General features: G+C 71.7%; 21 protein-coding genes and 1 pseudogene. 2 read left to right on the forward strand and 20 right to left on the reverse strand.

What is annotated here, in order from left to right; translation table 11 throughout:
- Window positions 1-108 precede the first annotated feature (108 nt).
- The 11 genes from AOK11_RS06590 to AOK11_RS06640 all read right to left on the reverse strand — a co-directional run bounded on the left by AOK11_RS06590 (window position 109) and on the right by AOK11_RS06640 (window position 10,728).
- Complete coding sequence (locus AOK11_RS06590) at window positions 109-1,101, reverse strand: Acg family FMN-binding oxidoreductase (RefSeq protein WP_420902969.1); 993 nt, start codon at window positions 1,099-1,101, stop codon at window positions 109-111.
- A 57-nt stretch (window positions 1,102-1,158) separates the two neighbouring features.
- Entirely contained in the window at window positions 1,159-2,067 is a 909-nt protein-coding gene (locus AOK11_RS06595) for a DUF1918 domain-containing protein (RefSeq protein ID WP_055592686.1), read from the reverse strand.
- Between the two features lie 432 nt (window positions 2,068-2,499).
- A complete protein-coding gene (locus AOK11_RS06600) occupies window positions 2,500-2,787 on the reverse strand; it encodes a DUF1876 domain-containing protein (RefSeq protein ID WP_055592687.1) in 288 nt (95 codons plus the stop codon).
- A gap of 544 nt (window positions 2,788-3,331) precedes the next feature.
- Entirely contained in the window at window positions 3,332-4,153 is an 822-nt protein-coding gene (locus AOK11_RS06605) for a universal stress protein (RefSeq protein ID WP_055592688.1), read from the reverse strand.
- Between the two features lie 69 nt (window positions 4,154-4,222).
- Window positions 4,223-5,095, reverse strand: a complete 873-nt coding sequence (locus tag AOK11_RS06610; protein WP_055592689.1) for a universal stress protein — start codon at window positions 5,093-5,095, stop codon at window positions 4,223-4,225.
- A 682-nt stretch (window positions 5,096-5,777) separates the two neighbouring features.
- Window positions 5,778-6,554, reverse strand: coding sequence for an SGNH/GDSL hydrolase family protein (locus AOK11_RS06615; protein WP_055592690.1), 777 nt, complete (start codon window positions 6,552-6,554; stop codon window positions 5,778-5,780).
- Window positions 6,555-6,680: 126 nt separating this feature from the next.
- Complete coding sequence (locus AOK11_RS06620) at window positions 6,681-7,694, reverse strand: hemolysin family protein (RefSeq protein WP_055592691.1); 1,014 nt, start codon at window positions 7,692-7,694, stop codon at window positions 6,681-6,683.
- Entirely contained in the window at window positions 7,691-9,091 is a 1,401-nt protein-coding gene (locus AOK11_RS06625; RefSeq protein ID WP_055592692.1) for a hemolysin family protein, read from the reverse strand. The genes AOK11_RS06620 and AOK11_RS06625 overlap by 4 nt, the downstream gene beginning before the upstream one ends.
- Window positions 9,092-9,299: 208 nt before the next feature.
- Window positions 9,300-9,518, reverse strand: a complete 219-nt coding sequence (locus tag AOK11_RS46655; protein ID WP_420902970.1) for a GNAT family N-acetyltransferase — start codon at window positions 9,516-9,518, stop codon at window positions 9,300-9,302.
- 76 nt (window positions 9,519-9,594) lie between these two features.
- Entirely contained in the window at window positions 9,595-10,014 is a 420-nt protein-coding gene (locus tag AOK11_RS06635) for a GNAT family N-acetyltransferase (protein ID WP_055592693.1), read from the reverse strand.
- 180 nt (window positions 10,015-10,194) lie between these two features.
- The gene (locus AOK11_RS06640) at window positions 10,195-10,728 is read right to left on the reverse strand and encodes a nucleoside-triphosphatase (RefSeq protein ID WP_055592730.1); all 534 of its coding nucleotides are present in this window, start codon (window positions 10,726-10,728) and stop codon (window positions 10,195-10,197) included.
- 122 nt (window positions 10,729-10,850) lie between these two features.
- On the opposite strand from AOK11_RS06640, the gene AOK11_RS06645 reads away from it, so the two are divergent.
- Window positions 10,851-11,303 (forward strand): YbhB/YbcL family Raf kinase inhibitor-like protein, encoded by a 453-nt coding sequence (locus AOK11_RS06645; protein ID WP_055592694.1) that lies wholly within the window; start codon window positions 10,851-10,853, stop codon window positions 11,301-11,303.
- 136 nt (window positions 11,304-11,439) lie between these two features.
- On the opposite strand, the gene AOK11_RS06650 is transcribed toward AOK11_RS06645, so the two are convergent.
- The 3 genes and pseudogenes from AOK11_RS06650 to AOK11_RS44585 all read right to left on the reverse strand — a co-directional run.
- Window positions 11,440-11,628, reverse strand: a complete 189-nt coding sequence (locus AOK11_RS06650) for a hypothetical protein (protein ID WP_055592695.1) — start codon at window positions 11,626-11,628, stop codon at window positions 11,440-11,442.
- 385 nt (window positions 11,629-12,013) lie between these two features.
- The gene (locus AOK11_RS42705) at window positions 12,014-12,379 is read right to left on the reverse strand and encodes a peptidoglycan-binding domain-containing protein (protein ID WP_157869293.1); all 366 of its coding nucleotides are present in this window, start codon (window positions 12,377-12,379) and stop codon (window positions 12,014-12,016) included.
- A 339-nt stretch (window positions 12,380-12,718) separates the two neighbouring features.
- Window positions 12,719-12,934, reverse strand: a pseudogene (locus AOK11_RS44585) (MFS transporter); the annotation flags it as partial.
- Between the two features lie 11 nt (window positions 12,935-12,945).
- Between AOK11_RS44585 and AOK11_RS06660 the strand changes: the two are divergent.
- Window positions 12,946-13,530, forward strand: a complete 585-nt coding sequence (locus AOK11_RS06660) for a transposase (protein WP_055592697.1) — start codon at window positions 12,946-12,948, stop codon at window positions 13,528-13,530.
- Window positions 13,531-13,766: 236 nt separating this feature from the next.
- Here the strand turns inward: AOK11_RS06660 and AOK11_RS06665 are convergent, their stop codons facing one another.
- The 6 genes from AOK11_RS06665 to bioD form a co-directional block, all read right to left on the reverse strand.
- Window positions 13,767-14,657 (reverse strand): RNA polymerase sigma-70 factor, encoded by an 891-nt coding sequence (locus AOK11_RS06665; protein ID WP_055592698.1) that lies wholly within the window; start codon window positions 14,655-14,657, stop codon window positions 13,767-13,769.
- On the reverse strand, window positions 14,654-15,751 hold the full coding sequence (locus tag AOK11_RS06670) for an NAD(P)/FAD-dependent oxidoreductase (RefSeq protein WP_055592699.1): 1,098 nt from the start codon (window positions 15,749-15,751) through the stop codon (window positions 14,654-14,656). Before AOK11_RS06670 ends, AOK11_RS06665 begins: the two co-directional genes overlap by 4 nt.
- Before the next feature lie 383 nt (window positions 15,752-16,134).
- Window positions 16,135-18,702 (reverse strand): ABC transporter permease, encoded by a 2,568-nt coding sequence (locus AOK11_RS06675; protein WP_055592700.1) that lies wholly within the window; start codon window positions 18,700-18,702, stop codon window positions 16,135-16,137.
- Window positions 18,703-18,706: 4 nt separating this feature from the next.
- A complete protein-coding gene (locus AOK11_RS06680) occupies window positions 18,707-19,669 on the reverse strand; it encodes an ABC transporter ATP-binding protein (protein WP_240497246.1) in 963 nt (320 codons plus the stop codon).
- Between the two features lie 475 nt (window positions 19,670-20,144).
- On the reverse strand, window positions 20,145-20,849 hold the full coding sequence (locus AOK11_RS06685; protein WP_055592701.1) for a class I SAM-dependent methyltransferase: 705 nt from the start codon (window positions 20,847-20,849) through the stop codon (window positions 20,145-20,147).
- Between the two features lie 202 nt (window positions 20,850-21,051).
- Complete coding sequence (bioD, locus tag AOK11_RS06690; protein ID WP_055592702.1) at window positions 21,052-21,768, reverse strand: dethiobiotin synthase; 717 nt, start codon at window positions 21,766-21,768, stop codon at window positions 21,052-21,054.
- Window position 21,769: the final 1 nt, after the last annotated feature.

Genomic DNA, 21,769 nt, shown 5'->3' on the forward strand with positions numbered 1-21,769 from the left:
CACCACGGGAGCCCGGGGCAGGTGAGGGTGCGCCGGACACGCCGGTCGGGTGCCACCGGCCGGTGACCGGCGCAGGAGGCGTGAACGCGGGCCGTGAACAGCCCGGGGTCAGGGTTCGATGCCGAGTACCTCCGCCACGGGGCGGCGCGGCGTGCCGGGACCGTTCGGGCCGTATCCCAGGCGCAGCAGGACCTGCGTATAGCCCGTCCCGGTCATCGGGTCGCGCAACGGCCAGCGCAGGTCCGTCCATTCGAGAGGCTGGGTCGCGAAGGAGCTGGAGAGACCCTCACGGGTGGCCAGCAGGAGGACACGTTGCATGGCCTGGCCCGCGCGGAGCCAGTTCTCCGGGCGGTCGTGGTCCGTGCTGATGAGGGCCAGCTGCGGGGTCTGTTCGAAGTCCGCGGCGTCGCGCCCGGCCACCTGTCGGGGGCCCGCGAAGTCACGCATGGGCGCCTTACCCCCGCGCTTGCGCGGCCCGAAGGCGTAGTGCGGGACTCCGTCGTCGGCGGTGCTCACCGACGGGGCGTCGATACGCGTCCACCGGGCCAGGTCCTGGTCGCTGCCGCGGTCGGTGATGTTGCGTGCCTCGGCTTCCTGGACCGCTTCCAGTACCTCCCGCAGATGCCATGAGGTGGGGAACATCAGTGCCGCTCCCTCGACGCGAGCGGCCGCGCCGAGAGCCTCCCGCACGGCTCCGGGGATCCGCCGTTCCTCGAACGGGTGGCGGCTGCTGTGGCGTTGGTGGATCGCCGGATACAGCGCGCCGAGGCCGCTCTCGTCGTGCGTAGGGCCGGCCAACCGTACTCTTGCCAGGAACGCCTGGTCAGCGGGGTCGGGCAGGAGCCGGGTTTCCGGGTGCCGGCCCTCGTGGACGATGGCGGCCCTCAGATTCAACAGGGCGGCACCGCAGCCAAGATGAATGCCGCGGGTGTCGGGGTCGGAGTGCGGCATGGCGCGCTCGAAGTCGGCCCGCACCTCGAAAGTGCGGCTGCGCCGGTGATAAAGGAAGCGCCAGGGCTGCGCGTTGTGCATCGACGGGGCGGCCACCGCGTCGTGCACCAGGGCGGCCACCCACTCGTCGGACGGTACTGGCCGGCTCACCGGAACCTCCTTCGAGAGTCGTGGGGACGGGACCGCTCCGCGGTGGCCCGCGTCCGGTCATCCATCGGCCGGGGTGATGCGGCGGCCCGTGAGCTGTGCGGGCCGGATCGACACCCACATCTCGCGTTCACCGCCCGGCCATGGTGTGGTGTGGGCGTGTCCGGTGAGTCTGCGCACGGCGTCAGGCTCCGTCACGACGCTCGCGGGGCCGACGGCGAGGACGCTCCAGCCCTGACTCAGGGCCTCGTCCATGTGATCGACCTCGAAGGCGACCTCCGTTCCGACAGCCGCTGCGGGCGTGGAGTTCGGCGCGGTCCGGAAGACGATCGCGTCATCCACGACGTCGTAGTTGACCGGAACGACCGCCGGGCGGCCGTCGGACGCCGACACCGCGACGCGCCCCACCCCGTGCGTCGAGAGCAAGATGCGGCATTCCTCCGGGCCGATGTCCCGCAGCCGAGGACGCAGCAGCGCCTGTCCTTGGCCGGGTGGCAGATCCACTCCTCCGCCGCGCAGCGTGGTGACGGTGGTGCCCAGCGCGTCGGCCAGCCTGATGAGGGTTGCCGCACTCGGGTCGGCAGGCCGTTCCTCCAGGTACTCCAGGTAGCCGGGGGACATTCGGGCGCGGCGGGCCGTCTCCTCGCGGCTGAGCCGCTGCCTCCGGCGTTCGACGGCCACGCGCCGGCCGATGTCACCGGGGCGGGGTGTCCCGGGCACCGCGGTCTCCTCCTCGGCCGGATCGGGGCCGGAAGGGGAGCGGGCGGTCCCGGGGTGCCCGTGTTCGAGATGCCGGATGTGCGCGTCGGGCCCGGGGAACACGAGCGTTGTCTCGCCCGTGTCCGACCAGCGCACGTCGTAGGGCGGAGTCCCGTCCTCGTGATGGAGTCCGATGATCTCGCCGTCGCGCCTGGGACCGTCGGCCGTCGTGCTTTCGATGACGAGCTGATCGCCGAGATGAGCTCTCATGACGCCGCCCTCTTCTCGAAGTGGTGCTGTATCCAACGTGCCACGCGCGACGGGCGGCCGCACGGGGCGAGCAGACCTGGAGACCGGCCACCGCGCCCCGCACGCCCGTCGGCCGATCCGGCCGGTGATCTCGATACGCCGAGCCTCGCCCTCCTCGGTCTTGGGGACCTTCACCGTGAGGACCCCGTCGGTCGGACAGGTAGGCGTCGTCGGTGTCCTCGACGTCGGCCAGGGGCGCCCATGGCTCGGTCGCACCGAACCCGGGGGAAGCCGCCACCGGGAAAGGCGGCGCGCACGAGCTGGCCCACCCCGGCGCGCGGGTCCTCCAGCTCCCGCAGGACTGCCGGAAGCCCACCTCTGCCGTGTCGTGCGGGGTGTGTCACGGGTGATCCCTCCTCGACTTCTGCCTTGGCGTCGCTGTGTCGCCGTCGGTCACGTGGGCCACCCGGCGACCTTCCGGCCGTGCGGCCGCGGTGTGCCCATGCCCTCGATGTCGCGCTCGGCGGTCTTCAGCAGCCGCCGGGCCAGGTCGTTCAGGGCCCGGCCCGCGGCCAGCTCGTCACCGATCTCCGGCACGTTCGCGTCCGCCGGATGGCAGTGCGCGGTCCCGTGACCGGTGAGCTCTGTGGTGCCGGTGTCCAGGATCAGATGGGCCTTCGTCGTGCCCTCGTCGTCCTCGAACAGATGAAGACGAACCGTCCATTCCGATGTGTGCGGCATCGCTCTCCTCCTCACCTCGCTGCGGACCGATGCGATCCGGCCGGGCTTCGTTCTGAGACCTGGGGCCGTGCGGAGGTGGCCGACAGCTGTTTCCCGATATGGCGCCGGACGCGGGCGGTGAGCACACCGAGCGACACCGAGCGACTCGGAGCCGTCGCGCGGGGTGCGATCGGCCACCGGATCCGGCGGGCGGCTGAGGACGGCCTGCCCGGGGCTGCGGCGAATCCACCCGGTACTCGTCGAGCGTGGGCCTCCGGCCGGTGTGCCGCCCGTTCCGCATCACCGTCTCCACCAGCGCAACGCCGTCGTCGGGGAGTTCGCGCCCTGGGGCGCGTGATCTCCGCGCCTCGACGGCGGACCGGAGGTGCGGGGCGAACCTTGTGCGCTCATGAGTCAGTCTCCCGTGACTCGTCGGCGGTCCCCCCACCACCTGCTCCCACCGTCGAACGGCGTTGGGCTCGGGGCAGGGGGCCGAAAGTCCCTGCGGGCCGGTTTCCGGCCCGATTCCACCGGCTGCCGTCATGGTCCCCCTCTGCCGCCGTGGTCATATCTGCGGAACGACCGCGACAGGACACGGCGCGTGATGCAGCAACGCGTGATTGATCAGGCCCAGTTGCAGGCCCGGGTGCCCCTGCCGCCTGTGTGCGCCGACGACCAGCAGGTCCGCCGCCGACGCCGCGTCCAGCAGCGCTCGGCGGGCCGGGCCCTCAATCACCCTGGGGTCCACCCGGGTGTGGCGATACGGATCCGCCGGGCCGCGCAGGGCGTCGTCGAGCACCTGGGACGGTGGGCGCCGATGGGTCTCCAGGGCGTACCACGATGAGGCCGGCCGTGGGGTGAGAGCCCTGGACGACGGGTTCCAGGCGTGCACCGCCGTCAGCCGGCAGTTCCGCACATGGGCCTCGCGGAACGCGAACTGCAGGGCCGTGCCGCTGCCCTCCCCCTCCTCGACACCGACGACGATGTTCCCGAACAGGCCGTCCCGGTGCTCCGCGGTACCACGCACCACGACGACCGGGCAGTCCGCTCGTGCCGCCACGGCCAGACTGACCGTGCCCAGGAGCATTCCGGTGAGGTCTCCGAGCCCTCTGGACCCGAGTACCAGCGCGAAGGCGTTGCGCCCCTTGTGGATGAGGGCGGAGACGGCGTCCTCGTGCGGCGCCTCGCTTGCCGGCCGGACCGTGGGAGCTCTTTGCCTGGCGCGCTCCGAGGCGGCACCGATCACGCCGGACGCCTCGTGGTCACCGGCCGCCGCATGCAAGAGGTGGAGCGGCACACCATGCCGGACTGCCTCGTCGGTGGCCCAGTCCACCGCCTCCAGACTCGCTTCGGATCCATCGATGCCGACCACCAGGGGAATCGCCATCGCACCTGCCTCCTCCGCCTCGACCACCCGGCCGTGCGCGGGCACGGTGCCCCCGGGCCGTTCGGCGCTTCACACCGGGACCACGATGACGGGGCAGTGGGCATGGTGCAGTACCCCCTGGCTCACCGAGCCCAGCAGCATGCCCGTGAACCCTCCGTGCCCGCGGGCTCCCACGACCAGGCCCAAGGCGTGTTCCGAGGCTTCCGTCAGGACTTGCACGGGGTGACCTCGCACGACTTCGTGGTGCAGCTCGACTCCCGGGTGCGTCGCGGTGCGGCCCGCGACCGTCTCGGACAGCACACGGCGGCACTCCCGCACCGCGGCGTCCTCGTCCAGGACACCGAGGAGCGGCGGATGCCACACGTACAGGGCTCTGAGGTTCGCTCCCCGCAGGGCCGCCTCCTCGAACGCCACATCCACAGCCGCGACCGCGTGCGGACTGTCGTCGACGCCGACCACGAAGTAAGCGGGTTCCTGGGTGGTGTGCTCCGGCTCCGGGACGACGACGACCGGGCAGGGCGCGTGAGCGATGAGCGGGAGGGAGACGGAGGCCGAGGTGAACAGTTCGTGCCGGGTGCTCAGATGCCAGGAGCCCACCACGACCAAGGAAGCGTTCCGCGCCTCCTCACGCAGAACCCACGCCGGCTCGCCCTCCGCCAGCAGGGTCGACATCTCCACCGTCGGCCGCCGGGATTCGACGAAGGCGACCGCCCCCTCGAGCACCTCGACACCCGTTTCGTGCAGCGTCCGGTTCCACTGCTCCCAGGACGGCTGGGTCTTGCCCGACCGGTATCCCCCCGTCGGTACGCCTTGGGCGTGGACGAGCCGCACCGGCAGGCCGCGGCGATCCGCCTCGTCGGCGGCCCAGGCGAGTGCCAGCCGCTTCGCGGGGTCGGGGTCGATACCCACCACGATCGGTTTACGGCCGTCCGCACCGCTCATGGCACCTCCAGGAAATCCCGTTCCGCCGCCCGTCCTCTGCCCTTCCAGCGTGACCCCAGCCGTCGGAAGCCGCCAGGTGGCCGACCGCGCGCGGTGGGGCCCCTGATACGGGGCGCCGCATGCCGACGAGTCTCGACGGACGCAGACGGAGCCCTCGGCTCGGCCGCCCCGGGACATCGGCCGCCCCGGGACAGCGGAGCACCTGCGGCAGCGGTCGTTCGAGGGCGACGGTCGTGGCGTGGCAGGGAGAGCCGGCAGGGGAGTCAGAGACTCCGGCCGGCTGCGGTGTGGGTCGATGGCTTGCGGGAGGCCGGGTGCAGCGGTGTTGGGCTGTGCGGTTCCGCGCTGCGCTCCCGACTTCGTGCGGCTTCGGCTCCGGCTCCGGCTCCGGCTCCGGTGATCGGCGTGTTGACCAATTGCTGCGGCGGCGCCCTGTCCGGTTGGTGGGTCCGTCCGGCCTGCGCCGCCGTCGCGGCAGCCGGGACGGCGGAGGTCGCGATGTGGCGGACGAGTTGCTCGGCCGCCACCAGGTGCTGCTGGAGCTGCGTGACGTGCTGGTTCGACCGGTCAGCGCGACGCTTATGGGAACGGGCTGCCCGGCGGTAGTGCACGGCCGGGCCGGCCGGTCGGCGCCACGGGTGATGCGGAGGAAGCTACGAGGCGAGGCGGTGGTCTCCCGCCGTCACCGCTCGTCGTACGGCAGCAGTTCGGGGCGCTTGGGCGGGCGGCCGTCGCCCGAGGAGCGGCCGGTGAGACGGCGGCCGATCCACGGCAGCAGGTGCTGCCGGGCGAACCGGGCGTCCGCGGCGCGCCGTGTCGTCCAGCCCGGTGGCAGCGAGGCCGGCGGGGGCAGCTGCCACTCGGGATCCTCGGGTGGGTAGCCCAGCGACTGCCACACCGCCTCCGCGACCCTGCGGTGCCCGTCGGCCGTCAGGTGCAGCCGGTCCACGTCCCACAGCCGCTGATCGCCGAGCGAGGGCGCCCCGTACAGGTCGACGACCAACGCGCCGTTCCGTTCGGCCAGTTCGTCGATACAGGTGAACAGCGCCTCCATGCGTGGCCGGAACCGCTCCTGCACGGGGCCCTGGCGGGCCGGGCTGCGCATCAGCACCAGTTGCTTGCAGTGCGGGGCCAGCCGCTCCACCGCCTCGGTCAGCAGATCCCGCACCATGACCATGTCGCACTTGGGCCGCAGCGTGTCGTTCAGCCCGCCGACCAGGGTGACCACGTCGGCCCGCATGGCCGCCGCCGTGTCCACCTGTTCGTCGACGATCTGCCGGATCAGCTTGCCGCGCACCGCGAGATTGGCGTACCGGAACCCGGGAGCGACGGCCGCCATCCGCGAGGCGAGGAGGTCGGCCCACCCCCGGTACGTGCCGTCGGGCAGCAGGTCCGACATGCCCTCGGTGAAGGAGTCGCCGACCGCGACCAGGCTGGTGTGAGTGGGGTTCGTCTGCATGGCGACAGAGATGATATCCCGTGCACATACCCGTTGGTCGGTCGGCTCCTTTCCTGCTCCAGGACCATCGGCCCTCGTGCTCCGTCCCCGTTCGCCCCCGGCCGGAAAACCCGGCCGGGGGACCGCTCAGACCCGCTGGCCGAACAGCTTCTGCAGCACGTCCTCCATCGTCACCAGCCCCGCCAGCCGCCCGTCCGACCCGAGCACGGCCGCCAGATGCGTGCGGCTGCCGCGCATCGCGGTGAGGACGTCGTCCATCGGCGTGCTCTCCCGCACCCGTGCGATGGAACGCATGTCCCGCAGCAGGAACGGCATGTCGCGCGGAGAGGCGTTGAGGGCGTCCTTCACGTGCAGGTAGCCGACGATCCGCCGGCCCTCGTCCACCACCGGGAAGCGGGAGTACCCGGACTCGGCCGAGAGCTCCTCCAGCCCCTCGGGAGTGACGCCCACGCGCGCGTAGACCACGCTCTCCAGCGGCAGCACCACGTCCCGCACCGGCCGGCGGCCGAGTTCCAGCACGTCGTTCAGGCGCTCCTGCGCGCGGTCGTCGATCAGACCCGCCTCGCCGGAGTCCTTCACCATCTGCGCCAGCTCCGCGTCGGAGAAGGTCGCCACGACCTCGTCGCGCACCTCGACCCGCAGCAGCCGCAGCAGTGTGTTGGCGAAGGTGTTGATCGTGAAGATCACCGGGCGCAGCGCCCGGGACAGCGCCACCAGCGGCGGACCGAGCAGCAGCGCGCTGCGCACGGGTTCCGCGAGGGCGATGTTCTTCGGCACCATCTCGCCCAGCAGCATGTGCAGGTACGTCGCGAGCGACAGGGCGATCACGAAGGACACCGCGTGCCCCGCGCCGGCCGGCACGCCCAACGAGTGGAACGCCGGTTCCAGCAGGTGCGCGATGGCCGGCTCCGCGACCACACCGAGGACCAGGGTGCACAGCGTGATGCCGAGCTGCGCGGCCGCCATCAGGGCGGACACGTGCTCCAGGCCCCACAGCACCTTCTTGGCGCGCCGGTCGCCCTGCTCGGCGTGCGGCTCGATCTGACTGCGGCGCACCGAGATCAGCGCGAACTCGGCGCCCACGAAGAAGGCGTTGACGACCAGCGTCGCCAGACCGATCAGCAGTTGTACGGCAATCATCGCCGGGCCCCCTTCTCACGCGTCATGCCGTGCCTCCTGCCGTCCGACTCGGCCCCCGGCCCCTCGTCCGTCGCGTCCTGCGGGTGCGCGTCGGCGAGCGGCGCGTGCAGCAGCACGCGTGCCGCGCGGCGTCCCGCGGCGTCCAGCACCTCCATCCGCCAGCCGGCGACCTCCAGGGTGTCGCCGACGGCGGGGATCCGGCCCAGCTCGGTGGCCACGAGCCCGGCCAGGGTCTCGTACGGCCCGTCCGGCACGCGCAGGCCGACGCGCGCGAGCTGGTCCACGCGCGCCGAGCCGTCGGCCGAGAACAGGTCGTGCCCCTCCTCGTCCGAACCCGTCCGGGCCAGGTCGGGGGTCTCATGCGGGTCGTGCTCGTCGCGGACCTCTCCGACCACCTCCTCGACGATGTCCTCCAGCGTGGCCACGCCCGCCGTACCGCCGTACTCGTCGATCACCACGGCCATGGTGCGCCGACCGGAGAGCCGGTCCAGCAGCCGGTCGACGGTGAGCGATTCCGGGACCAGCAGCGGCTCGCGCATCATCTCCGACACGGGAACCCGGGTCCGGCGCTCGGCGGGCACCGCCAGTACGTCCTTGATGTGCGCGGTGCCGACCACCGAGTCGAAGGTGCCGCGGTACACCGGGAACCGGGACAGGCCCGTCGCCCGGGTCGCGTTCGCCACGTCCTCGCAGGTTGCCTGGACCTCCAGCGCGACGACCTGGACGCGCGGGGTCATCACGTTCTCCGCGGTGAGATCGGCGAGGTTCAGGGTGCGGACGAACAGCTCCGCCGTGTCGGCCTCCAGGGCGCCCTTCTTGGCGGAGTGCCGGGCCAGCGCCGCCAGCTCCTGAGGGCCGCGCGCGGAGGCCAGCTCCTCCGCGGGCTCCACACCGAAAAGGCGCACTATGCGGTTGGCCGTGTTGTTCAGGTGCGAGATGAAGGGGCGGAAGGCGGCACTGAACCAGCGCTGCGCGTTGCCCACGTTCTTGGCGACGGCCAGCGGCGACGAGATCGCCCAGTTCTTGGGCACCAGTTCGCCGACCACCATCAGGAAGACGGTCGACAGCGCCGTGCCGAGCACCAGTGCCAGGGAGCTCGCCACCGAGTCGGAGACTCCGACGCTCCTCAGCGGGCCGGAGATCAGCGCGGCGATCGACGGCTCGGCGAGCATGCCGACCACCAGGTTGGTGACCGTGATGCCGAGCTGCGCACCGGAGAGCTGGAAGGTCAGGTTCCGTACGGCTTTGAGCGCACCGGGGGCGCCGCGCTCGCCGCGCTCCGCCGCCCGCTCCAGGTCGGACCGCTCGACCGTGGTGAGGGAGAACTCGGCCGCGACGAACGCGCCGCACGCGAGGGAGAGCAGGATCGCCACCAGGAGAAGGAGTACCTCGGTCACCGGGACACCCCCGCCCCACGACCGGACGGGAGGAGAACGAGTATGCGATGCGATGTGCGGCGACGTCGGGTACTTCGATGCCGCGTTCTACTGGGGGGCTCGCCCATGGGCGGACGCACACAACCTTTCATGAAGGACCGGGTTACCCTCCCAGAGTAAAGGACCAGCAAAGGTCTTCGGCGAGGTCATCCGCCGTCCGTCCGCACGCTCAGGGCCTGCCGTCCGGAGTGTCACCCGGCAGCGGCTTGACCCAGCGGCGCCAGTGTTCCTCGGGCGCGTACCCGGCGGCGCCCCACGCGCGGTGCGCGGTCTCGTTGCGCCGCAGCACCATGGCGTCCGCGCGGCGCCCGCCGAGGCGCGCGAACCGCTCCTCGGCGGCGGCAGGCAGTGCGGAGGCGATGCCCTGCCTGCGGTGTTCCGGGTGCACCGCGAGGCGGTACAGGTGGCAGCGCCAGCCGTCGGATCTTGGCGGCTCACAAACGTCCGTGGAGTCCTGCCCGTGCTTACAGCGGCTTGACCCAGCGCCGCCAGTGGTCCTCGCGATGGTAGCCAGTGGCGGCCCAGGTGTGGTGGGCCTGTGGGTTGGCTTCCAGGACCATGGCGTCGACGCGTCGTCCGCCGAGGGTGGCGAAGCGTTGTTCGGCGGCTTCCAGCAGGACGGTGGCGATGCCCTGTCGGCGGTGGTCGGGGTGTACGGCGAGTCGGTAGGCGGAGCATCGCCATCCGTCGAAGCCGGCTATGACGGTTCCCGTGAGGACGCCGTCGCGCTCGGCGAGGAGCAGGGCTTCGGGGTCTCGTGTGATGAGGCGGGCCACTCCGTCGTGGTCGTCGCTGATGCTGGTTCCTTCCGCGGCCTCGCGCCAGAACCGCAGCACGGTGTCGATGTCCGAGAGGGTGGCGCAGCGGATGTGAAGATCACTCATGGGGTGAGCCAAGCAGAGCGCCGCCCCGTCCGGCGAACGGTTTTGCCGAGGAAACGAGAGAGGGTGGGCCTGGTACCTGGCTTCCGCAAGCCGCAAGCCGCAAGCCGCAAGCCGCAAGCCGCAAGCCGCAAGCCGCGAGCCCGTCGGCCGATCCTCATGGCTGTGCCCGGGTGACGGTCGTCATGGCCCCTCAAGCCGTGCTGCCAGATCTTCGGGGAGGGCGTCCCGATTGGTCCGGGTCACTTGGACGAGTGCGATGTCTGGGCGCTGCTTGAGGGTGTCGGTGAACGGGGCACTGTGGGCGTGGACTGTGGCGACGATGTCGATGTCGGACTCGAACAGGCACCGGACCGTGTCCTGGAACGCGGTGCACGCCAGCTCCATACGCCCGAGCTCGTCGATCAGCACGAGATCTCCAGGAGCAGGATCCGCTGCAGCCGACCTGAGCGGCGGCAGCGCGAGCCGCTCCATGACGCCCAGATCGACGCCGTACCGGCCCACCCTCGGTGGGCCCGGGAAGTCGACATGGGCGAGCACGGCTCGCAGACCGCCCTCCAGTGTTTCCAGCGCGAAACCGCTCCGGGTACCGCCGTGCCGTATCTCCTCCGTGGTGAAGCCGACAGCCCTACGGGTGCGCAGGAGCGCGGCCAATCGGCGAACGATGGTCGTTTTGCCCGCGCCGGGGCGTCCCTCGAGCAGGATTCTCGTCGGCATCTCGTGCTCCATGTCAAGTCCGTCTTACAGATTCCCGGTGCGCTGGTCGGCGTACTCGGCCAATGAGGTGTTCGGCCCGCCTGGGCCGGTGCCGGCCACGCCGTTCCGGGTAGAGCCGCGATATGACCGGAATTGAGCTCACGAGCGTGGCGTTCGGCGACCATGCAGCGATCCCTCGCAGTCACAGCGGGGAGGGCGACGACGTCTCGCCACCGCTGACCTGGTCGGTGGTGCCGGACGCTGCGTCGGAGTTGGTCCTGCTCTGTGAGGATCCTGATGCCCCGGGCGGGACGTTCCTGCACTGGCTGGTCACCGGTATCGATCCGCGGAGTACCGGTGCGGTGGAGGGGGAGCCGCCTCCCGGCGGCCAGGAGTGGCCCAACGGTTTCGGCCGGATGGGCTGGGGCGGTCCGATGCCTCCGCCGGGGCACGGGGCGCACCGCTACTTCTTCCGATTGTGGGCCGTGTCGGAGTCGCTTCCCCTGCACGGCCGGCCGACAGCCGACGCAGTGCATCGTGCCGTGAAGGGCAGGGAGTTGGCGAGCGGCACGCTCGTGGGCACGTACCAACGCTGACCACCATCGCGGAGATTGGTGGAGATGCCCATGGGTGCCGTGCGGGCGGTAGGAACTCGGGGCGATGTGACGGCGCGAGCGACAAGCCCGCCGGGATGTTCGCCAGGCGCGCTTCGGGTCCCGCATGCCGCATTGCTCACCACCAGGCGCGACCGGCCAGCAGGGTGTCCGTGGTCAGCTCGACGCGCTCGCCGTTGGCGTCGTAGCCGAACATGCGGGTGGGCGCGTTGAGCGCCTCGGTGTGGCTGGGATAGGTGAAGTAGAGGAGTTCGCCGCAGTGTTCGGCGGCGTCGTCCAGGAGCGACTCCTGGCAGGTGCCCAGCACCGTGATGCCGTGTTCCTGCGTGCTCTTGGCCAGGGCCTAGGAACGGTGTGCACATCGCCCGGCGCGTGGTGACCTCGGTCGTCAGGCGGCGACCGCCGCTTGGAAGCCGCCTGCAACAAGGCCATCGCGGTCGGCGACCCGTCGAATCCTGGCTGCGCACAAACACCCCCGGAGCGCTGCCCGTGCCTACAGCGGGTCTGTACGGTGTTCACCGTGCAGACCCGATGCAACAAGGCTCACTGGTCTTTGTGGGGCCGGGATGGTCTTCGAGGGGCTCTGGGAGAAGGTCTTCTCCCGGGTTTCTCCTCAGCGGCGGTGCTGCGGTCCGGCACATGCGGCTGCCTGGCAGGGTGCTTGGGCAAATGTGCTCCGACTGGTGGCTTGCTCAGGCGGGGTACGGGTCGTAGCAGTCCAGAGCCGGGTGGTACAGCACCTGCCAGGTGCGGCCCTCGATGACACCGTTCTGCGGCAGGCCGTGGCAGCCCTGGATCCACTCGAGCTTCTTCAGCATGGCTGAGTCGAACGCCCCGTCGAGGGCCAGCTTGGGCGGCTGACCTCCCCACATGTTGCTCAGGCACTGCGCCTGCTTGACCGCCGCACCGGTGTCACCGTGCGTAAGCGTGGGCCGATACGTCGATGATGTGTAGGAACAGCGGTCGGGGGAGGCCAGGGCGGAATGCGGTGCCACCAGGCCCAGTGCTGCGGCTGTGCACAGCCCCGCTCCTAAGGTGAGCAATCTGCGCTGTCTCATGCCGTTCCTTCCGGTCCGTCCATTTGCTGGCGAGGCCCGGCGTCCGGGAGCGATGTACACCCTCATCATGCCCACACTCAACAACGACCGCGAGTTACGACCCGTACGCACAGAGAGTGCGCCGCGGGCCATACGGCACATTCTCGAGCGGCGGTAGGAGCGGGGGGAACGGTGGCGACGCCCTCCCGACAGGCGCGTTCAGCGTAGGCGTAGTGCCTCGCGGATCGTGGTGAACAGGTCGGTTGGGACTGGTCCGGGCGTTGGTCGAGAAAGTGTGTCCAGGGCATGACGCAGCCGGGCGGCCCGGACCGTACGGGCGAGCCGCCCGGCTGCGGCTTGCGCTGCGACGGGCCGCGGCCGCGGTGCGGTGAGGCGTCCGGTTCGGGCGAGGGCCGCGACCGCTGCGGCGCAGGCTGTCCCGGTCGCGGTCAGAGCAGCCCAGGTCAGCCAGGTGGCATCATGGCGACCTGCGAAGTCCCAGAGTGCTCCGGTGCCGAGGTTGCCCAGAGTGATGCCCAGGCCGGAGACGGTGTTGTAGAAGCCGTAGTGGGTGGCTGCTGGCGGTGATGGCCCTGGCGGAGACCGGGACGCGGGCCCTGCTCGGCGCGGTCGTCGGCCCGTATCGCGGTGAGGTGGAGGCCGCCTTGCAGCTGGTCGGCCACCTGCGACAGGACATGCTGGTGCTCGCCGACCGCGGCTTCGACGCGAACGTCTTCATCCGCGCCGTGCACGCCTCACGGGCTGCGCTGCTGCTGCGGATCCGCTCCTCACGCAGGCCCGCCGCGCTGCAGATCCTGGCCGACGGTTCCTTCCGGTCGGTCATCGCTGGGGTCCCGGTCCGTGTCATCACCGCGACCGTCACCGTCACCTGCGCGGACGGCAGCACCCATCGGGGCGAGTACCGGCTGGTGACCACGCTGACCGACGCGCGCCGCCACCCGGCCGAAGATCTGCTGGCCTTCTACCACGAGCGGTGGGAGATCGAGGTGGCGTTCCTGGCGATCCGCCACACCATGCTCAAGGACCGCATGCTGCGCTCGGGCGACCCGCAGGGCCTGCGCCAGGAGATGCGGGCGCTGCTGAGGATCCACCAGCTCCTGGCGCAGGCCCTGCGGGTCACCAAGAACATCGGCCTGCCCACCCAGGGCTGAGCACCGGCCCGCGCCTCACGTGATGATGTGGCGACAGCCGTGCCCAAGGGAAGCGAGCCGCAGCCGCAGAAACTCGCCAAGAAGAAGGCCCACGCCGTCGTCGACGCCGCTGAACCGGTCCGGCACCCGGAGCACCGGGACAACCACTGGCCATGTGTGAGGGGGATGGGACGGGGACGCCGGGCATCGCCCGAGTCCCCATCCCCACCGTGATCTTGGCCTTGCAGGCGCGCGGGTCACACCTTGACCGCCGTGAGTTTCTCCGGGTTGCGGACGCAGTAGACGGCCGTCACGACACCGCCGCGGATCTCGACTGAGGTCAGCTGATCGAGTTTGCCGTCGATGAGCACCGCGAGGGAGTACATCTCGTTGTAGGTGCCGATGCGGACGTCGAGTTCGCCCATGCGGGCGCCCTTGGCCAGGAGTCCGAGAAGCAGCCTGGCCACCCTGTCGGGCCCGACCACGGGGCGCCGCACCGCGTTCACGACCCCGCCGCCGTCAGCCAGGAACACCACATCGGGTGCGAGCAGGTCCATGAGGCCTTGGACGTCACCGGTCGCGGCCGCCGTCAGGAACTGTTCGGCGACCGGCCGTGCCTCGGCAGGGGTGGCGACTGCGGTGTGTCGCCTCGCGCGCACGCTGTTGCGGGCGCGCTGGTTCAACTGCCGCACCGCGGCCTCGGACTTGCCCACCGTGGCGGCGATCTCCGCGTAGTCGAAGCCGAACACTTCGCGCAACACGAACACCGCGCGCTGGGTAGGGGTCAGGGCCTCCATCACCAGCAGCATCGCGGTGGTCACGGCCTCGCCGGTGAGCACATGGTCGATGCCGTCGGGTGCGTCGCGGGCAGCGTCGGTCACCAGCGGCTCGGGCAGCCACGGCCCCACGTACTGCTCCCGGCGGCGGACGGCCGACCGCAGTACGCCGAGCGCCTGCCGGGTGACGATCTGCGCCAGGTAGGCCCGGGCGTTCTCCACCGAGGTGTGGTTCACCGACCGCCACCGCAGGTAGCTGTCCTGCAGGACGTCTTCGGCGTCGGCCACTGACCCGAGGATCTCGTAGGCGATCGAGAACAGCAGGGCCCTGTGCGTGGTGAACTCGTCCGCGGGATCCGGCTGCTCGGTCACTTCGAGCCCCGCAGCCAGGCGTAGGTGGCGGTGCGGGCACCGAACCTCGCGTAGCGACAGATTCGCTCCTTGACCACGGCCGCGGTGCGCCCGGCGAAGTAGAGCCGGCGCACGGTGTCGTTCCTGTGGCTGACCTGCAGCAGCCCGTCGCGCCGGCCCAGGCTCACCGCCTGTCCGGCGTACCCCATGGAGTAGGGCTTGGGCTTACGGCCTTGGAGCATCCGCGCCAGCGTATCCGCTGCGTGTGCGCCCTGAGGCAGGGCCGTCGCGCAGGCCGCTCGCGAGCCGGGAACCGCCGCGCAGTCGCCGACGACGAAGATCCGCGGGTCGGTCACGCTGCGCAGATGCTCGTCGACCACCGCCCGCCCGTCGGCATCCACCTCAAGTCCGCTGCGGGCGGCCAGGTCGGGCACGCTCCCGATGATCGCCCACAGCGTGAGGTCGGAGGTGAACTGCGGGCGCGAGTGGAGACGCACCATGTCGCCTCGTCCCTCCCCGGCGCCAGGGTCGATCTGCGCGACGGAGTCCTCCACGACCTCCACGTTCAAGCGGTCCAGGCCGGTGCGCACACGCTTCTGCGCTCCTGCCGACAGGCTCGCGGCGATCGTCTGTCCCACGATCCGCACGCGGAGGTCGGGTCGGCCGAAGGCGATCTCGGATGCCGTCTCGATGCCCGTCAGCCCGCCACCGATGACGGTGACCGCCCTCCCGCCAGGCAGCCCGGCCAGCGCGGCCCGCGCCTTCTCCGCGCCCTCCCAGGTCCCCACCGCAACGGTGCCCGGCAGCGGTGCGACCGTGCTGCCCACAGCGAGGAACAGGTAGTCGAAGCCGAGACTCGCCCCGTCGCCGAGAGTGAGCTGACCGTCGCCGATCTTGTCGACGGTGCCCACCCGCGTTGCGACCCCTTCGCCCACCATCGACGTCAGCGGGGTCGCCGCGGCTCCGGTCCCGGCGATCTGTTCGTGCAGCCGCACTCGCTCGACGAAGTCCGGGCGGGGGTTGATCACCGTAATCTCCGCTGCCTTCACCTTCCTGGCCAGCCGGTTCGTCGCGACCGTCCCCGCGTAGCCAGCTCCCGCCACCACGACCCTCATGTGTGCCTCCTGTTGCGGAATCAGTTCACACACGGGATACAGCCCACCTCGCGTTTGTGACGGGCAAGCCGAGTGACCTGCATCACTCACGGACCTTTCGCCCGCCGGCGAACGTACCAACCGTCCATCAAAGCCCTCACCAGGCCGGATACGCCCTCACAGCCTGATGGATCCTCCCTGAGGATGAGCCGCCCCCTCGACCGGGTCGCCCACGCATCCAGCCCGGCCCGCGACACACAATTCCATGATCCGGACGCGTCGCCCGTCCGCATGCCACCCGGCCCGCATGCCACCCGGCCCATACGGACGCCCGGCCCGTACGTCACCCGTCCAAGTGCGTACGCCGCAGGAGCGGCCACGCCCAGGGAGCCCGCCCGCGCGTGTCACTCGTGCGCGATCGCCTCCAGGACGTTCATCCGCGACGCGCGCAGGGCCGGCAGGAGGGCCGCCGCGATGCCGACCACCGCCGCACCGATGACGACCGCCACGACGGTGCCCCAGGGGATCGCGAGCGCGGTCATGCCCTCCAGCGCCAGCACCTGGTGTATGCAGACGCCCCACACCAGCCCCAGCACGAGCCCCAGCACCGCGCCGAACACCGCGATCACCACCGCCTCCAGCCGGATCATCCGGCGCAGTTGCCGCCGGCTCAGCCCGATGGCCCGCAGCAGCCCGATCTCCCGGGTGCGCTCCACCACCGAGAGCGCCAGGGTGTTGACCACGCCGAGCACCGCGATGATGATCGCCAGCCCCAGGAGGGCGTAGACGAGGTACAGCAGGACCGCGATCTGGTCGTGCACGAGGTCCTTGTAGTCGGCCTGGTCGCGTGCCTGGACCTGCGGATACGGGGCGAGCGTCGTCTCCAGCCGGTCACGGAGCTCATCCGCGCTCGTGCCGTCGGCGGCGTTCACGTACAGCGCGGAGTCCTGCCCGCCGGGCACGTACTTCTCGATCGCCGCGATACCGAGGAACAGTCCGCCCCGCACGCCGAGGCCCTCGCCGCTCTCCATGTCGGTGAGGGCGCCCACGGTCAGCCCGGTGCGCTGCCCGCCCGGGAACTCGACAGGGACCGTGCTGCCCGCCCGGACGCCGTGGTCCGCGGCGAAGCCGGCGTCCATGGCGATGCCGCCGTCGGCCAGCGCCGCCGCCGTGTCGCCGCTCGCGTAGGTGATCCGGGCGACGTCGTCGACCCGGTCTTCGTACCCGGCGGCGGTCGTCTCGACCCGCTCCCCGTCCGGCAGCCGCACCGCCACCGGCGCGAACCGCTGCCGTACGACGACGCCCACGCCCTCCGTGTCCCGCACCTGGTCGGTGACCTCCTGGGAGAACGGCAGGAAGTTGGCGTTCTGGATGACGAAGTCGGCGCCCAGCGTCCTGTCGATCTGCTCGTCGAAGGAGCGGGACATGGAGGCGCTGGCCACCGACATGCCGCCGACCAGGGCGAGTCCCACCATCAGTGCGGCGGCGGTGGCACCCGTACGGCGGGGATTGCGCAGGGCGTTGCGCTGGCTCATCCGGCCCACCGGCCCGAACAGGGCGGGGAAGGCACCGCCCAGCACCCGGATCACCGGCCGCACCAGCAACGGACCGGCGACGACCGTCGCGATCAGGGTCAGCACGACGCCCAGCCCCAGCAGGGAAGCGGCCGGCCCCGTCCCGGTCGAGACGGCGCAGCCCGCCAGGGCGGCGGCGCCGAGCGCCCCGACGACGGAACCCACCACCGCGCGGGTCCGCAACGGGCGGCCCACCCCGGCGATCTCGGCGTCGGCGAGGGCGGCCATCGGGGACACCTCTGCCGCGCGGCGGGCCGGAAGGTACGCCGCCACGAAGGTGACCCCGACCCCCACCGCATATGCCGTGACGGGCGTGACCCACCCGATGACCATCTCCGTGGTGTTCAGGTTCATGCCGAAGACGCTCATCAGCCGGATCAGCCCGTAGGCGAACCCGATACCGGCGGCCATGCCCAGCGTCGAGCCGAACAGGCCGAGCAGCACCGCCTCGGTGAGCACCGATCGGCGCACCTGCCGCCGGTCGGCGCCGAGCGCCCGCAGCAGCCCGAGTTCGCGGGTGCGCTGCGCGATCAGCATCGAGAACGTGTTGACGATCAGGAAGATGCCGACGAGCACGGCGATCCCGGCGAAGCCGAGCATCACGTACTTGATCACGTCGAGGAACTCGCCCAGCTCGTCGGTGGCCGTCGCGGCCTGCTCGTCGGCCGTCTCCACCCGGTAGGTGCCGGCGCCGAGTGCCTCGGTGACACGGTGGTCGACCTCCTCGGCGGTCACGCCCGGCGCCGCTTCGACGGCGATGCTCGTGGCCCGGTCCGCCGAGCCCAGCAGCTCGACGGCGGCGACCTCGGGATCGAGGAAGACGAGGGCTGAGCCCGGGTTGGGGGCGGTGAAGGCGGCGATCCCGACGATCTCGACGCGGAAGGTGCCCGGTTGCGCCTGCACCGACAGGGTGTCGCCGATCGCCAGGTCCTCGGCGTCGGCGGTGTCCGCGTCCAGCACGGCCTCTCCGGCGCCGCGCGGAGTGCGGCCGGAGGTCAGCTCCACGACACTGCGTTCGTCGGCGGACCAGCCCACCGCGCGCGTGGGTGAGCCGGTCGTCGGCCCCACCGGCTCGTTGTCGCTGTCGACGACCGTGATGTTCCCCGCCCTGACGTCCGGGCGGGCGGATTCGACCCCCTCGATCCCGGCCAGCCGCTCGGCGAGCGAGGCAGGCACGGTCCGGACCTGGCCGGTGGGCACGGCCGCTTCCAGGTCCTTCGGGGGCGCCACGGTCACGTCGGCGGAGGTGGAGGCGAAGAGCCGGTCGAAGGTACGTGCGACGGTGTCGGAGAAGATCAGGCTGCCCGCGACGAACGCCACGGACAGGACGACAGCCAGCGCGGACAGCAGCAGTCGCCCCTTGTGGGCGAGGAAGCTCCTGAGCGTCGCCTTCAGCACGGTCTCAGTCCTTGCGGGGGGCCGGTTCGTCGGACCGCACGGCATCCCCGGTGGCGGGGCCCGCTCCGGGAACGGGGTCCGGGGCCCGGTGGGAAGCCGGGCCGGGGGCGAGGCCGGAAGCCGGTTTCGGGGTGAGGTCCGGGGTGAGGCCGGAAACGCGGCCCGGAGTCGGGATGCCGTCGACGGACCGGGCGCGGATCACGTCGAATCGCTTCATCCGGTCGAGTACCGCCTGTGCCGTGGGCCGCTCCATCTCGTCGACGATCCGCCCGTCGGCCAGGAACAGCACCAGATCGGAGTGGGCGGCGGCGCCGGGGTCGTGGGAGACCATCACCACGGTCTGGTTCAGCCGGTCCACGGCCTCGCGCAGAAAACCGAGCACCTCCAGCCCCGCGCGCGAGTCGAGATTGCCGGTCGGCTCGTCCGCGAAGATCAGCTCGGGCCGGGAGGCCAGCGCCCGCGCACACGCCACGCGCTGCTGCTGGCCGCCGGACAGCTGCGCCGGCCGGTGCCCGAGCCGGTCCCGCAGGCCCAGCGTGTCGATGACCTGGTCCAGCCACTTCTCGTCGGGCTTCCGGCCCGCGATGTCCATGGGGAGCGTGATGTTCTCCAGCGCGTTCAGCGTCGGGATGAGGTTGAACGACTGGAACATGAAACCGATCCGGTCCCGGCGCAGACGGGTCAGCTCCCGGTCCTTCAGCCCCGTGATCTCGGTATCGCCGAGCCACACCCGGCCGGCCGAAACGGTGTCGAGCCCGGCCAGACAGTGCATCAGCGTCGACTTTCCCGACCCCGACGGTCCCATCACCGCCGTGAACCGGCCGCGCGCGATGTCCACGTCCACCGCGTCCAGGGCGAGCACGGTCGTCTCGCCGGATCCGTACGCCTTCGTCAGGCCGCGGGCGCGGGCCGCGATCGAGTCGGCCGACGTGAGGCCGGGGGTGTGCTCCGCAGCGGGTGTGGACAAGACCGTCTCCTCCGTGTAGGCCTCGGGCCGTGCCGGTCGTGCTCGTCGCGCCCGACGATAGTGTGATCCGGCCCACACCGAATATCCCTCGTAAGTGCAAGGGCGCGCCATTCCGGTGTAAGGGACACCGTCCTGCTTCCCGGCGGGAGCCGGGCAACGGAGCCGGAGGCGGCTGCGGACGAGGGACGCTTCGGTGAGCCGGCCGCCGCGCGGTGAACGGGCCGGCCGCTCCGTTCACCGGCCCCTGCCGTGCCATGGCGTCGGCTTCGAGGCAGGGCCGGGACCCAGTCGAACGTACGTGTGGACGAGGGTGCCGCCCGAGCGGCGCGGGAACGTGCCTCGGCCCGCGGGATGAGCGTCAACCGTTCCCTCGGGCGACCGGTCCGGCAGGACGCCGATGAGGCCTCCGCACCTCCGTGGACGACATTGCCGCCGAGTTGCGCCGATGGAGCGAGAGGGCGGCTCGGGCCAGTGGTCAGCTCCGGCCCGTCGGCGGGTCGTCCGCCGTATCGCGTGCGGGCCGCCAGGCGGTGCCCAGCACGCAGTACGACGTCGGCAGCTTCGGCCCTTTCTCCGGCATCAGCGTGCGCCGGTACGGGCCGATTTCGAACCCCGCCTCCCGCAGAGCGCCGACCGGTTCCCGCGCCACATGGCAGCCACCTGCCAGCGGCGGCCACACCGTCCGGTCCAGGGTGCGCTGGGTGAACCGCATGACCCGGCCGCCGCCCCGCCCGTGCTCGAAGAACCGCACCTCGCCGCCCGGCCGCAGCACCCGCCTGAGCTCCGCGAGCGCCCGCGGCACGTCCCGCACACTGCACAGCACCAGGGAGACGACCGCCGCGTCGAACGCCTCGCTCTTGACCGGCAGCGCCTCCGCCGCACCCGGCGCGACATCCACCGGGACACGGGCGCGCAGAGCGGCCTCCACGGCCAGCCCGCGCAGCATCCGTTCCGGTTCGATCGCGACCACCTCGGAGACGGTGCCCGGATAGTGCGCGAAGTTGAGGCCGTTGCCCGCGCCGACCTCGATCACCCGCCCGGACAGCCCGCCGAGCAGCCTCTGCCGGATTGCGGCCATACCCATGCGGGTCTCCGCGGCCACACTGACCCGTGCGTAGGAGCGGGCGAACAGCGGGTGGTGCACGGGATCCCGCGCCGTCTTCGCGGAGCCGGCCGCCATGGGCGTACCTCCCTGCCTGGACGAACCCGGGAACCGGGGCGGGACAGGGGACCGTCGCCTCCCCGCAGGACGGGTCCCGGGCTGGGGACCCACCGCGATTGTCCCCCGTGAGAAGCCTCCGCACCCCTCCCGGGGCCCCCGGGACCACGGGCCCCCGGGACCACGGGCCTCCAGGACTGGGACCCGCGTGCCGCGCGGGAGATCAGCCGGCCTCCCGTCCCCGGAACGCCGCCGCGTCCCACGTGCCGTCCAGCCGTGACGCCAGCCATCGTGGCGCCGACGCGCGGAAGCAGGCCGGGGGCAGGCCGGCCGCACCGGCAGGAACCGCGCCCAGCAGCGGCACCCCCGTCACCTCCGGCAGGTCCCGCACGTTGCAGCGCGCGGCCAGATCGGCCTCGGCGGGCCAGCTGCCGATCACCAGGCCCACCGGGTCGAGCCCGCGCGAGCGCAGTTCACGGGCCGTCAGCTCCGTGACGTTCAGGGTGCCGAGACCCGCCGCCGCCACCACGAGCACCGGCGCCGACAACAGCGCCGCCGCGTCCGCCAGCGTCCCGCCGTCCTCGTCGAACCGGACGAGCAGCCCGCCCGCGCCCTCCACGAGCACCAGATCGTGCTCGGCGGCCAGTTTGGCGGCGGTCTCGGCCACCTCGCGCGGACGCACCGCCGCCCGGCCCGCCCGCCGGGCGGCGGTGGCGGGTGCCAGCGGGTCCGGATACCGGGCGAGTTCCGCGGTCGTGACGGCCCCGGCGAGCCGCGCGACCTCCTCGGCGTCCCCGGGTTCGTCCGGCCGCACCCCGGTCTGCGCCGCCTTCAGCACGGCCACCGACCGTCCGGCCGCCAGCGCCGTCGCGGCCACTGCGGCCGTCACCACCGTCTTGCCCACCTCGGTGCCCGTGCCCGTGATCACCAGTACCGGCATG

It is taken from the genome of Streptomyces hirsutus (assembly GCF_001418415.1).
Taxonomy (GTDB): Bacteria; Actinomycetota; Actinomycetes; order Streptomycetales; family Streptomycetaceae; genus Streptomyces; species Streptomyces hirsutus.

What these genes read in the sequence shown, in the direction of transcription:
- AOK11_RS06615 (WP_055592690.1), bottom strand. Translation starts at nt 6,554, where the DNA reads ATGCAGACGAACCCCACTCACACCAGCCTGGTCGCGGTCGGCGACTCC.
- bioD (WP_055592702.1), bottom strand. Translation starts at nt 21,768, where the DNA reads ATGCCGGTACTGGTGATCACGGGCACGGGCACCGAGGTGGGCAAGACG.
- AOK11_RS06620 (WP_055592691.1), bottom strand. Translation starts at nt 7,694, where the DNA reads ATGATTGCCGTACAACTGCTGATCGGTCTGGCGACGCTGGTCGTCAAC.
- AOK11_RS06600 (WP_055592687.1), bottom strand. Translation starts at nt 2,787, where the DNA reads ATGCCGCACACATCGGAATGGACGGTTCGTCTTCATCTGTTCGAGGAC.
- AOK11_RS06660 (WP_055592697.1), top strand. Translation starts at nt 12,946, where the DNA reads ATGGCCCTGGCGGAGACCGGGACGCGGGCCCTGCTCGGCGCGGTCGTC.
- AOK11_RS06595 (WP_055592686.1), bottom strand. Translation starts at nt 2,067, where the DNA reads ATGAGAGCTCATCTCGGCGATCAGCTCGTCATCGAAAGCACGACGGCC.
- AOK11_RS06685 (WP_055592701.1), bottom strand. Translation starts at nt 20,849, where the DNA reads ATGGCGGCCGGCTCCGCGAAGACGGCGCGGGATCCCGTGCACCACCCG.
- AOK11_RS06645 (WP_055592694.1), top strand. Translation starts at nt 10,851, where the DNA reads ATGACCGGAATTGAGCTCACGAGCGTGGCGTTCGGCGACCATGCAGCG.
- AOK11_RS06640 (WP_055592730.1), bottom strand. Translation starts at nt 10,728, where the DNA reads ATGCCGACGAGAATCCTGCTCGAGGGACGCCCCGGCGCGGGCAAAACG.
- AOK11_RS06605 (WP_055592688.1), bottom strand. Translation starts at nt 4,153, where the DNA reads ATGGCGATTCCCCTGGTGGTCGGCATCGATGGATCCGAAGCGAGTCTG.
- AOK11_RS06670 (WP_055592699.1), bottom strand. Translation starts at nt 15,751, where the DNA reads ATGAGGGTCGTGGTGGCGGGAGCTGGCTACGCGGGGACGGTCGCGACG.
- AOK11_RS06635 (WP_055592693.1), bottom strand. Translation starts at nt 10,014, where the DNA reads ATGAGTGATCTTCACATCCGCTGCGCCACCCTCTCGGACATCGACACC.
- AOK11_RS42705 (WP_157869293.1), bottom strand. Translation starts at nt 12,379, where the DNA reads ATGAGACAGCGCAGATTGCTCACCTTAGGAGCGGGGCTGTGCACAGCC.
- AOK11_RS06610 (WP_055592689.1), bottom strand. Translation starts at nt 5,095, where the DNA reads ATGAGCGGTGCGGACGGCCGTAAACCGATCGTGGTGGGTATCGACCCC.